At 66.1% G+C, this 11587-nt stretch carries 12 protein-coding genes; 10 read left to right on the forward strand and 2 right to left on the reverse strand.

Annotated elements, in window-relative coordinates; all coding sequences use genetic code 11:
• Nucleotides 1-25 precede the first annotated feature (25 nt).
• The 5 genes from fmt (at nucleotide 26) to pyk (ending at nucleotide 4965) form a co-directional block, all read left to right on the forward strand.
• Nucleotides 26-1012 (forward strand): methionyl-tRNA formyltransferase, encoded by a 987-nt coding sequence (gene fmt / locus ACEN8I_RS04175; RefSeq protein ID WP_413326603.1) that lies wholly within the window; start codon nucleotides 26-28, stop codon nucleotides 1010-1012.
• Nucleotides 1013-1019: 7 nt separating this feature from the next.
• Nucleotides 1020-1760, forward strand: coding sequence for an AzlC family ABC transporter permease (locus ACEN8I_RS04180; RefSeq protein WP_413326606.1), 741 nt, complete (start codon nucleotides 1020-1022; stop codon nucleotides 1758-1760).
• Nucleotides 1757-2092: an AzlD domain-containing protein gene (locus ACEN8I_RS04185; RefSeq protein ID WP_413326608.1), complete on the forward strand. Its 336-nt coding sequence runs from the start codon at nucleotides 1757-1759 to the stop codon at nucleotides 2090-2092. Before ACEN8I_RS04180 ends, ACEN8I_RS04185 begins: the two co-directional genes overlap by 4 nt.
• Nucleotides 2093-2211: 119 nt before the next feature.
• A complete protein-coding gene (locus ACEN8I_RS04190) occupies nucleotides 2212-3405 on the forward strand; it encodes a phosphoglycerate kinase (RefSeq protein WP_413326610.1) in 1194 nt (397 codons plus the stop codon).
• Between the two features lie 126 nt (nucleotides 3406-3531).
• A complete protein-coding gene (gene pyk / locus ACEN8I_RS04195; protein WP_413326612.1) occupies nucleotides 3532-4965 on the forward strand; it encodes a pyruvate kinase in 1434 nt (477 codons plus the stop codon).
• Nucleotides 4966-4981: 16 nt separating this feature from the next.
• On the opposite strand, the gene ACEN8I_RS04200 is transcribed toward pyk, so the two are convergent.
• Entirely contained in the window at nucleotides 4982-5722 is a 741-nt protein-coding gene (locus tag ACEN8I_RS04200) for a phosphatase PAP2 family protein (protein ID WP_413326614.1), read from the reverse strand.
• 131 nt (nucleotides 5723-5853) lie between these two features.
• On the opposite strand from ACEN8I_RS04200, the gene ACEN8I_RS04205 reads away from it, so the two are divergent.
• From ACEN8I_RS04205 to ACEN8I_RS04225, 5 genes are all read left to right on the forward strand, one after another.
• Nucleotides 5854-6549, forward strand: coding sequence for a response regulator (locus ACEN8I_RS04205; RefSeq protein WP_413326616.1), 696 nt, complete (start codon nucleotides 5854-5856; stop codon nucleotides 6547-6549).
• Nucleotides 6546-7883 carry a histidine kinase dimerization/phospho-acceptor domain-containing protein gene (locus tag ACEN8I_RS04210; protein WP_413326619.1) on the forward strand — a complete coding sequence of 446 codons (1338 nt, stop codon included), beginning with the start codon at nucleotides 6546-6548 and terminating at the stop codon, nucleotides 7881-7883. The genes ACEN8I_RS04205 and ACEN8I_RS04210 overlap by 4 nt, the downstream gene beginning before the upstream one ends.
• A 146-nt stretch (nucleotides 7884-8029) precedes the next feature.
• Entirely contained in the window at nucleotides 8030-9094 is a 1065-nt protein-coding gene (gene fba / locus ACEN8I_RS04215; RefSeq protein WP_074579197.1) for a class II fructose-bisphosphate aldolase, read from the forward strand.
• Between the two features lie 93 nt (nucleotides 9095-9187).
• Nucleotides 9188-10096, forward strand: a complete 909-nt coding sequence (locus tag ACEN8I_RS04220; protein ID WP_413326622.1) for a phosphoribosylaminoimidazolesuccinocarboxamide synthase — start codon at nucleotides 9188-9190, stop codon at nucleotides 10094-10096.
• 25 nt (nucleotides 10097-10121) lie between these two features.
• Entirely contained in the window at nucleotides 10122-10511 is a 390-nt protein-coding gene (locus ACEN8I_RS04225; RefSeq protein WP_413326625.1) for a hypothetical protein, read from the forward strand.
• Nucleotides 10512-10522: 11 nt separating this feature from the next.
• Here ACEN8I_RS04225 and trxA read toward each other — a convergent pair whose 3' ends face one another.
• Nucleotides 10523-11413, reverse strand: a complete 891-nt coding sequence (gene trxA, locus ACEN8I_RS04230; protein ID WP_413326627.1) for a thioredoxin — start codon at nucleotides 11411-11413, stop codon at nucleotides 10523-10525.
• Nucleotides 11414-11587: the final 174 nt, after the last annotated feature.

The following is an 11587-nucleotide window of genomic DNA, read 5'->3' on the forward strand; positions in this document are numbered from 1 at the left end:
CCAGGGGTCTTTAGAATCGGACGCCATGCGCGTCATATTTGCCGGTACCCCTGAGTTCGCTCGCGTCGCCCTCGAAAGATTGTACGCAGCCGGTTTTGAAATCCCCCTGGTCCTGACCCAGCCCGACCGCCCCGCCGGCCGCGGCATGAAACTGCAGGCTTCTCTCGTCAAGCAGTGGGCTGAAACCGCCCACATCGCCGTCGCCCAGCCGCGCAGCCTGCGGCTGGACGGCAAATTCCCCGATGACGCGGCTTCGGCCCGTGAAGCCATCATGGCCGCGCGCGCGGACGTCATGGTCGTTGCGGCCTACGGCCTGATTCTTCCCCAGTGGGTGCTCGGTGCCCCCAGGCTGGGCTGCCTCAATATCCATGCGTCCTTGCTGCCTCGCTGGCGCGGCGCGGCGCCGATTCACCGCGCCATCGAGGCCGGCGACGCGGAAACCGGCATCACTATCATGCAAATGGACGCGGGCCTGGACACCGGCGACATGCTGCTGGTGGACAAGCTGCCTATCGCGGCGGACGACACCACCGCCTCCCTGCACGACAGGCTGGCGGCCTTGGGTGGGCGGCTCATCGTGGAGGCGCTGGAACTCGCGGCCTGCGGCGGCCTCCGCGCCACGCCCCAGCCGGCTGAGGGTGTGACTTACGCCCACAAGATTGAAAAACACGAGGCCATGACGGATTGGACGCAAAGCGCCGCCGTGCTGGAGCGCCGGATCCGCGCTTTCAACCCCTTTCCCGGTGCGGCCGGCGTGCTGGCTGGCCAGACCCTGAAGTTCTGGCGTGCCGAAATCCTGGCCGGCGCGGCCCGACCTGCCGACGCCGAGGCGGGCCTGGTGCTGGCTGCCGGCACGGAGGGTATAGACATCGCCACGGTGGACGGCGTGCTGCGCGTGAGCCGCCTGCAAAAAGCCGGTGGCAAGGCGCTGGACGCGGCCGATTTTTTGCGCGGTTTCGATATCCAGCCCGGCATGGTGTTCAGCCAGGCGCCGGCAGATCAACAGGAATGAGGATTTTGTGAAGAGATTGTTCAAGCATCCGGATTTCCGGGCGGGCGTCAACGACATGGCAGCGGTCGCGCCCGGCATCGCGGCCTGGGGGCTGATGACGGGTGTGGCGATGATCAAGTCGGGCATGAGCCTCGTTGAAGTGCTGCTGATGGCTGTCCTGGTGTTTGCCGGCAGCTCACAGCTGGCCGCCCTTCCGCTCATCGTTGCCGGCGCCCCGATGTGGGTGATCCTGGCCACGGCGTTTTGCGTCAATCTGCGCTTTATGGTGTTCAGCGCCCATTTGCGGCCTTATGTCATGCACCAGAGCCTCTGGAAGCGCCTGGGCTACGGTTACCTGATGGCCGACTTGAATTACGTGCTGTTCACCAGGCGTTTCCCGCACCCCGGCACAGACCCCGCGGTCATTGCCGCGCAGGAAGCCTATTGGATAGGAAACTGTGCGACCGGCTGGGTCAGCTGGGTGGGCGCCAGCCTGCTGGGCATTGTGCTGGCCAATTCCATTCCACTGTCCTGGGGCCTGGGTTTTGCCGGCATCCTGGCCTTGCTGGGCATCATGTGCTCGCTGGCCACCACCCGCCTGCGCGCGGTGTCGGCCGGCATCGCCGGCGCGGCTGCCGTGGCCACCTTCGCCCTGCCGCTCAAACTGAATATCCTGGTGGCCATCGCCGCCGCTGTGGCCGTCTGCCTGCTGCTGGAAAAGCCGGTGCCGGCCAAACCCGCCGCGCCCGCCCCCGGAGACGCCGCATGAACGAGACCGATCTCTGGACCGTGGCCACCATCCTCGGCATGACGGCCATCACCATCATCACCCGCAGCTTCTTTTTCCTGTCGGACAAGCCCTGGACCCTGCCGGCCTGGGCCCAGCGCGGCCTGCACTACGCGCCCATCGCCGCGCTGGCGGCCGTCATCATTCCCGAAATGGTGATGAGCCAGGGCCACCTGATCGCCACCTGGAAAGACGCGCGCCTGTTTGCCGTCGTCGCGGGCACGGCCTGGTATTACTGGCGCCATGGCGTGCTGGGCACCATTCTGGCCGGCATGGCGGTTTACCTGCCGCTGCATATTGGCTTGGGTTGGTAGGGCAGGTAAGCAAAAGCAAAGGCGCTCCGCAGCCGGCTTTCGGGAAAAGCGCCCGCCTACAATTGCGGCAGCTCTGGCCGGCATCGGCCTGAAACTCCACTTCCCTTGCGAGCCTTTCCATGAATTTCATCCGTTTTTCCGACCTGTGTGCCAGCGGCAAAGTTGCCGGCAAGCGCGTATTCATCCGTGCCGACCTCAATGTGCCGCAGGACGACGCCGGCAACATCACCGAAGACACGCGCGTGCGCGCCTCCATCCCCTGCATCCAGATGGCGCTGGACGCCGGCGCCGCGGTGATGGTGACTTCCCACCTCGGGCGGCCGGTGGAAGGCGAATTCAAGCCGGCCGACTCGCTGGCGCCCGTGGCCAGACGCCTGGGCGAGCTCATGAAGCGCGACGTGCCGCTGGCCGCCGGCTGGGTGGATGGCGTGGACATCAAACCCGGCCAGCTGCTGCTGCTCGAGAACTGCCGCCTCAACAAGGGCGAGAAGAAAAACAGCGAAGAACTCGCGCGCAAGATGGCCGCGCTATGCGACATCTTTGTGCACGACGCCTTCGGCACCGCGCACCGGGCCGAGGCCTCCACCTACGGCATCGCGCAGTACGCGCCCGTGGCCAGCGCCGGCCCGCTGCTGGCCGCCGAAATGGACGCCATCTCCAAGGCGCTGACGGCGCCACGCCGGCCGCTGGTCGCCATCGTGGCCGGCAGCAAGGTGTCCACCAAGCTGACCATCCTCAAGTCGCTGGCCGCCAATGTGGACCAGCTCATTGTGGGCGGCGGCATCGCCAACACTTTCATGCTGGCCGCCGGCCTCAAGATTGGCAAAAGCCTGGCCGAAGCCGATTTGCTGGCGGAAGCCAAGGCCGTGATCGACGCCATGAAGGCGCGCGGCGCCGAAGTGCCGATCCCGACCGACGTGGTCACCGCCAAGACCTTTGCCGCCGATGCGCCAGCCACCGTCAAGGCCGCCACCGACGTGGCCGACGATGACTTGATCCTCGATATCGGCCCGCAAACCACGGCGAAACTGGCCGCGCAGCTCAAGGCCGCCGGCACCATCGTCTGGAACGGCCCGGTCGGCGTGTTCGAGTTCGACGCCTTCGCCAAGGGCACTGAAGGCATTGCGCGCGCCATTGCCGACAGCAGCGCGTTCTCCATCGCCGGCGGCGGCGATACGCTGGCCGCGATCGCCAAGTACGGTATCGAAAAGCAGGTCGGCTATATCTCCACCGGCGGCGGCGCCTTCCTCGAGGTGCTGGAAGGCAAGACCTTGCCGGCCTTCGAGATTTTGCAAAAGCGCGCCGCGGGCTGAGCGTCTTCGAGAGTCTTCTTTTCCTGCCGCGCGGGTCCCGGGATGACCCCGGGCGCCGAATTGGTAACGCCTCTGTAACTATTTCCGTGTGAAAATCGGAAACTAAATTACATGGAGACATTCACTATGCCGCGTCGCGCCACCAAGATCGTTGCCACCCTCGGACCCGCCTCCAGCGATCCCGCACTGCTGGAGAAAATGATCCGCGCCGGCGTCAACGTGGTGCGCCTCAATTTCAGCCACGGCACGGCCCAGGACCACGTGGACCGGGCCCAGCTGGTGCGCGAAGCCGCCCAGCGCGCCGGCCGCGAAGTCGCCATCATGGCCGACCTGCAGGGCCCCAAGATCCGCGTCGGCAAGTTCGCCGAAGGCAAGGTCCAGCTCGAGCCCGGCGAGAAATTTGTCCTCGATGCCTCGCGCACCGAACCCGGCGACCTCAAGGGCGTGGGCCTGGATTACAAGGAACTGCCGCGCGACGTGAAAGCCGGCGACGTGCTGCTGCTCAACGACGGCCTGATCGTGCTCACCGTCGACATGGTGCGTGGCGAGGAAGTCCACACCACCGTCAAGCTGGGCGGCGAGCTGTCCAACAACAAGGGCATCAACAAGCAGGGCGGCGGCCTGACCGCCCCGGCGCTGACCGCCAAGGACATGGAAGACATCAAGACGGCCATGAGTTTCCAGGCCGACTATGTCGCCGTGAGCTTTCCCAAGAACGCCACCGACATGGAAATGGCGCGCCAGCTGTGCAACGTGGCCGCCGCGCCCTATAAACACAAGCCCGGCCTGATCGCCAAGATCGAGCGCGCTGAAGCCATCCCCAAGCTCGAGGAGATCCTGCAGGTCAGCGACGGCATCATGGTGGCCCGCGGAGACCTGGCCGTGGAAGTCGGCAACGCCGCTGTGCCGGCCCTGCAAAAACGCATGATCAAGATGGCGCGTGCCGGCGACAAGGTCGTCATCACCGCCACGCAGATGATGGAGTCCATGATCGTCAACCCGGTGCCCACGCGCGCCGAGGTCAGTGACGTTGCCAATGCGGTGCTGGACGGCACCGACGCGGTGATGCTCAGCGCCGAAACTGCCGCCGGCAAATACCCGCTGGAGACCGTCGAGGAAATGGCCAAGATCTGCGAGGAAGCCGAGAAGGCCGAATACAAGGAACTGGAAGGCGATTTTTCCGGCAAGACCTTCAGCCGCATCGACCAGTCCATCGCCATGGGCGCGCTGTTCACCGCCCATCACCTGGGCGCCAAGGCCATCGTCGCGCTGACCGACAGCGGCTCCACCCCTTTGTGGATGAGCCGCCACGACATCCGCGTGCCGATCTACGCGCTCACGCCGCGCCTGGCCACGCAGCGCAAGATGGCGCTGTACCGCAACGTTCGTCCCCTGCTCATGGACACCAGCGCCGACCGCGACACCGCGCTCGAGCAGGCCGAAGGCCACCTGCTGCGCCGCAACATCGTGCAAAGCGGCGACGTCTACGCCATCACCTGCGGCGAGCCCATGGGTGCGCCTGGTGGCACCAACATGCTGAAGATCTGCAGGGTAGCCTGATTTCCCCCGCCGGGGCCTAGAACCCCGGTGCGAGCGCGGGCACCTGGGCCCGGGCCGGCGACGGCCTTTGTGAAAGCATCTGGCTGACGATGTTGTCCACCAGCGCCGCCGAGGCCCAGCACAGCCAGGCGGTCCAGAGCGTGTGGCTCATGTAGTGGGCCCCGCGTACCTGCTGCGCCAGACCCAGCACCAGACCCGCCGTCAGGGCGCCTGCCAGCCAGCGCCGCGCCGTTTGGGGCAGGGTGTGGCGCAGCGCAAAAAAACCGCCGATAAACGCAAAACCCGCCGAGGCATGGCCGGCCGGAAAGCAGCCGCCGCTGCCGCCGTCGCGTATGCCCCAGGCCCAGTGCGACACATAGGCCACGGTGCCGCCGAACTCGCGCAGCTCCCAGGGGCAGCTGGTAAGGCTGTGCAGCTTGAGGGTGGACACCACCAGCAGTGAAACCAGCGTGGTCAGCGCCAGTTGCGCCCGGCGCTCCACGGCCAAGCCCCGCAGGGCGCCGAAAGGCCGCGCCACGGCCGCCAGCAGCGCCAGTTCGACCCCCCATGGCAGCCAGCGCATGTCGTCGTGCAGCGTTCCGCGCCAGAACCAGTGGTCTTCATAGGCAAAACCGGTGGCGGAGCCGAACCAGTGCGCCATCCACAGGTCCAGGCCTGAATGGTCCCAGGCGATGAGCAACAGGAGGCTGAGCAGGGTTCCCAGGAAAACACGGGACGCGAGGGGCGTGTTGTCGCCGGCGTAGGGGAAGGCGGTCATCGGAATTGCGCGCAAGCGGTTGGGCAGAGGGGGATGCCGCAAGGTAGTTCGGGCGTCTTAACTCATCCTTAAGGCCTTGCGGGCGAGCCGTGAAACCCCCGCCCCGTCCTCGCAGCGCCGACAATGGGCCCATGCGAATCCTGGTGGTCGAAGACGATGCCGGCATCGCCCTGGGCCTGCGGACCAATCTGCAGCAGCGGGGCTATGCGGTCGATGTCTGCGCCAGCCTGGCCTCGGCCTGGGCCGCCCTGTCCAGCGAGCCCTTCGACCTCGTGCTGCTGGACCTGGGGCTGGCCGACGGCGACGGCGGCGACCTGCTGCTGCGCCTGCGCCAGGCCCGCGCGGCCGCGCCCGGGGCGCTGCCCGACCCGCTGACGCCGGTGCTCATCATGACCGCGCGCGACCAGGTCGCGGACCGCATCTCGGGCCTGAACCTGGGCGCTGACGACTACCTGGTCAAACCGTTTGACCTCGATGAACTCGAGGCGCGCATGCGCGCCTTGCTGCGGCGCGCGGCGGGCCGGGCCCATCCGCTGCTGGTTCACGGCGAACTGGTGGTGGACCCGGCGGCCCGCACGGTATTGCGCGCGGGTGAGGCCGTCGAGCTGGCGCCGCGCGAATTCGCCCTGCTGCTCCTGCTGCTGGAATCGCGCGGCCGGGTGCTGTCGCGACAGCAGCTCGAGGCGCGCCTCTACAACTGGCAGGATGCCGTCGGCAGCAATGCGGTCGAGGTCCACGTTCACCACCTGCGGCGCAAGCTGGGCGAGGGCCTGATCCAGACCCTGCGCGGTGTCGGCTACTTCATACCGCGGGAGGACGGCGCATGAAGCCCGCGGTGCGTGCTCAGGCCTCGCTCACGCGCCGCCTGCTGCTGTGGGTGCTGGCGGCGCTGCTGCTGGTGTGGGCCGGCTTTGTGGCGGTGGGTTACCGCACCGGCATCCATGAGGCGGGCGAGCTGACCGACGGGCACCTGGCAGGTACCGCGGCCCTGATGCTCAACCTGGACCTGCCGCCCTTCGTCGACGCGGCGAGGGAAGTCATCCGTCCCGCCATTCCCACGCTCAAGAGCCATGACTACCAGCCATCCCTGAGCGTGCTGGTGCGCGGCGCCGACGGTCGGCTGCTGGCCCGCTCGGGTGACGCGCCTGTGCCGCCTTTCAGTGAACACTCCGGTTTCGCCGACCTCGAACTGGGCACGCCGCCGGCCACCTGGCGCAGCTTTTCACAGTGGGACGGCCCGCACGCGCGGCAGGTCACCGTGCTGGTGCGCGCCGACGAGCGCGACGAGATGGCCGCCGACGTCGCCGGGCAACTGGCAGAGCCGGGCCTGTGGCTGCTGCCTGTGGTGGCGCTGGCGCTGGGCGCGGCCATCTGGCGCGGATTGAGGCCCTTGCAGGCGCTGTCGCGCGACGTGGCCGAACTTGAAGTGGACAAGGCCGAACGCCTTGAGGCCCGCCATCCTTACCGCGAGTTCAACTCGGTCGTGCGCTCCATCAACACGCTGATGGGCCAGCAACAGGCCTCGCTGGAGCGCGAGCGGCAACTGGCCAGCGAGGTGGCCCATGAATTGCGCACCCCGCTGTCTTCCATCGCGCTGCAGGCGGCCTCGCTGCGCGGCGAGCTTTCGCCCGCCGCGCGCGAGCAGGCGCTGGCGCAGATAGGCGCCGACGCCATGCGCGCCGGGCACGTCATTGCCCAGCTGCTCGCGCTGGCGCGGGCCAGCCGCGCCGACCTGCAGCAGCAGATGCGGCGCCTGGACCTGGGTGCGCTGGCCGGGCGGGTGGTGGCCGGCTACGCGCAGGCTTCCTGGGAAAGCGGGCACACCCTCAGCGTGCAGGGCGAGGAAGGGCTTGAGGTGCTGGCCCATCCGCTGCTGCTGGAATTGGCCCTGCGCAACCTTGTCGACAACGCCCTGCAGCACACGGCCCGGGGCACATTCGTCTGCGTCCAGTGGGGCCATGACGCCGGCGCGGCATGGCTGCAGGTCTGCGATGACGGCCAGGCCCGTCCCGGCACCGTGGCGCCCTCCGCCGAAAGGCTGGGCTTGGGCCATAAAATCGTCGGCCGCGTGATGGACGTGCACGGCGGCCGTTTTACGCAGCCTGCCGCGCCCGCGCCTTTTACACGCTGTTACCGCATGGTTCTGCCGCTAACTTCCTAAATAAGTGGTCTTTACGCAGCCGGTAGAATGAAGGCCTCGGTTACTTGACGGTTACGGCCCATGCATGCAGCCCTCGTGCTGCGCGGCCCTCCGCAGGGACCTCGCCTTTTTTCGGCAGCGTTTTTAACTTTCTGGGGATTTTGATCATGGCACTCGTTTCGATGCGCGAGCTGCTGGACCATGCGGCAGTCAACGGCTACGGCATTCCGGCTTTTAACGTCAACAACCTCGAGCAGGTGCAAGCCGTCATGGAAGCGGCCAAGGAAACCGGCGCGCCCGTGATCCTGCAGGCCAGCGCCGGCGCGCGCAAATATGCCGGTGAGCCCTTCATCAAGCACCTGATCCAGGCGGCCATCGAGATGTACCCCAACATCCCCCTGGTCATGCACCAGGACCACGGCCAGAACCCCGACGTCTGCCAGGGCGCCATAGACCTCGGCTTTTCGTCGGTGATGATGGACGGCTCGCTCGAAGCCGACGGCAAGACCATCGCCAGCTACGACTACAACGTCGAAGTGACCAAAAAGGTCTCGCAACTGGCCCACAAGTACGGCGTCACCGTCGAAGGCGAACTCGGCTGCCTGGGTTCGCTGGAAACCATGAAGGGCGACAAGGAAGACGGCCACGGCACCGATGCGACCATGACGCGCGAGCAGTTGCTGACCGACCCCGAGCAGGCCGCCGACTTCGTCAAGCGCACGCAGATCGATGCGCTGGCCATCGCCATCGGCACCAGCCACGGCGCCTATAAATTCACCCGCAAGCCCACCGGCGACATCCTGGCGATTGACCGCATCAAGGAAATCCACAAGCGCATTCCCAGCACCCACCTGGTGATGCACGGATCCTCCTCGGTGCCGCAGGAGTTGCTGGCCCTGATCCGTCAGTACGGCGGCAACATGAAGGAAACCTACGGCGTGCCCGTCGAGGAAATCCAGGAAGCCATCAAGCACGGCGTGCGCAAGATCAACATCGACACCGACATCCGCCTGGCCATGACGGCCGCGGTGCGCAAGTTCCTGGCCGAAAACCCCGAAAAATTCGATGCCCGCGAATGGCTCAAGCCCGCGCGCGAAGCCGCCAAGCAGATTTGCAAGCAGCGCTACATCCAGTTCGGCTGCGAAGGCCAGGGAGCCAAGATCAAGGGCGATACCCTGCAGGTCGTGGCCGCCAAATACGCCAAGGGCGAGCTGGCCCAAGTGGTGCATTGAAAATTTCGCCGGCCGCCCGCGCGGATTGGCGATAATTCAAAGCCCGCGGCTCTTGCGAGTCGCGGGCTTTTTACTTTGATTCCTCCTTCCACCATGACCCAAGCACTCCACACCTCCGCCCTGACCTCCCTGCCCCTGCTCGCGCGCGGCAAGGTGCGCGACAACTACGCCGTGGGCAAGGACAGGCTGCTGATGGTGGCCAGCGACAGGCTCAGCGCCTTCGACGTCATCCTCGGCGAGCCGATTCCCGGCAAGGGCGCGCTGCTCACGCAGATGGCGCTGTTCTGGTTCGGCAAGCTGGGCCACATCTGCCCCAACCACCTGACCGGCGAGGCGCCCGAAAGCGTGGTTACGCCGGCCGAAGTGCCGCAGGTGGTGAACCGCTCCATGCTGGTCAAGCGCCTGAAGCCCATCCCGGTCGAGGCCGTGGTGCGCGGCTACCTGGCCGGCAGCGGCTGGAAGGAATATCAAGAGAGCCAGTCCGTCTGCGGCGTGCCGTTGCCCGCGGGCCTGAAGAACGCCGGCAAGCTGCCCGAGCCCATCTTCACGCCGGCGGCCAAGGCCGAAGCCGGCGAGCACGACGAGAACATCAGCTACGAACAGGTGGTCAAGATTGTCGGCCCGGAACTCGCCGCGCAGATCAAAAAGATCAGCATAGAGATCTACAGCACGGCAGCTGCCTTCGCACTGACCAAAGGCATCATCATCGCCGACACCAAATTCGAGTTCGGGCTCGACGAAAATGGCACGCTGACCCTGATGGACGAGGTGCTGACGCCCGACTCCTCGCGCTACTGGCCCATAGAAGGCTATGAAGCCGCCTACGCGGCGGGCCAGAACCCGCCCAGCTACGACAAGCAGTTCGTGCGCGACTGGCTCGAAGCCGTGCGCATCAACGGCAAGCCCTGGGACAAAACCCCACCCTCGCCGCACCTGCCGGCCGATGTGGTCGCCAAGACGGCCGCTAAGTATCAAGAAGCGCTGACTCGCCTCACGGCCTGAAACCCAGAGCCGGTCCAGCACCGCGATGGAATTCCTGCTGGAACTGCTGTTCGAGTTTTTCGGCGAGCTGTTTCTACAGCTTTTGGGCGAGATGTTCGGCGGTGCGTTCAAGGCCGCCTGGTACAAGCTGCGCGGTCGCGACCATGAACTGACGGCGGCGCAGGAAGCCGCATGGTCTGTCATGACCGGCATTGCCGCCGGCATCTTGACTGTTCTGGTCGTGCCCCAGCTGGCGATACGCCTGCATTGGCTGCAAATCCTCAACCTGCTGCTGGCGCCCGTGGTGGCGGGCCTGTTGGTCGAGCGGCTGCGAGCCTGGCGCGAATCGCGCCGCGAATTCAGCCTGGAGGTTGCCGGCTACGCCGCGCTCTTCGGTTTTGCCTTCGCCCTGACCCGCTGGCTGTTCGGCCAGTAGTCCTTGGTTCCCTAGCTCAGCACCACGCTGCTCAAGCGGCGGCGGTAAGTGGCTACGACGGGGTCCTCGGGCGGAATCTGCCCGTCAGCCACCTTGGGTTTGGGCGCTTCCATGATGTCGAGGATGGCGATATAGGTCTTGCGCGCGAGTTCCTCGTTCCAGGCCTTGTCGCGCATCAGGATTTCCAGCAGCTCGTCAAGAGCGTCGGTCCAGCGTTGCTGCACCATCAGCCCGCGCGCCTTGTCGAAACGCGCCTCGAAATCGCGCTTGTTGGCCGTGATCCTGGCGTCCAGGCCGGCAGCGGCACCCGTGCCCTGCGTGGCCACAAAATCCATGGCGTCCATCCAGCGCTTGAGCGAGTCAAAACGCCGCACCACTGTGGTCTGCGCGATCACCGGCGCAAACGCCACCTTGGCATCGTCTTCGCGGCCCATCTGCAGCAGCAGCTTCACGTAGTCGAAGCGCGCGTTGTCATCGGCCGGGTTGGCGGCCACGGCGTGCTGCAGTTTTTCGAGCACGTCGGCCGGGTCCGCGCTTTCTTCCTCGAGCGCCAGTTCGGCTTCCTCGGGCTCGCCGGCCGGCGGCAGGTGCTTGTCGAGGAATTCCTTGACCTTGCCTTCGGGCAGGGCGCCGGCAAAGCCGTCCACCGGCTGGCCGTTCATCATCAGGATGCAGGTCGGGATGCTGCGTATGCCGAAGGCCGCGCCCAGTTGCTGTTCCTGGTCGGAGTCGATTTTCACGAGCTTGAAACGCCCGGCATATTCGGCCTCGACTTTTTCAAGAATCGGGCCCAGCGACTTGCAGGGGCCGCACCAGGGCGCCCAGAAGTCGATCAGCACAGGGGTGGTCATGGAAGCGGCAACGACTTCCGCTTCGAAATTGGCAATGGTGACGTCTATCATGATTCAGTGGAAATGGGGCTGGAACAAGGGGTTTCAACCGCCGCGGCGCGGCTGGCTAGCCCGGGAGCAGGCCCAAACGATAGCATGCGGGCCCCGTTTGCCGCCGCCCACGCGTCCAGCCCTTAAAATCGGGGGTTACGGGCGAACGGCCTGCAAATCCCAAGACCAGAAGGT

It is taken from the genome of Polaromonas sp. CT11-55 (assembly GCF_047303325.1).
Taxonomy (GTDB): domain Bacteria; phylum Pseudomonadota; class Gammaproteobacteria; order Burkholderiales; family Burkholderiaceae_C; genus Polaromonas.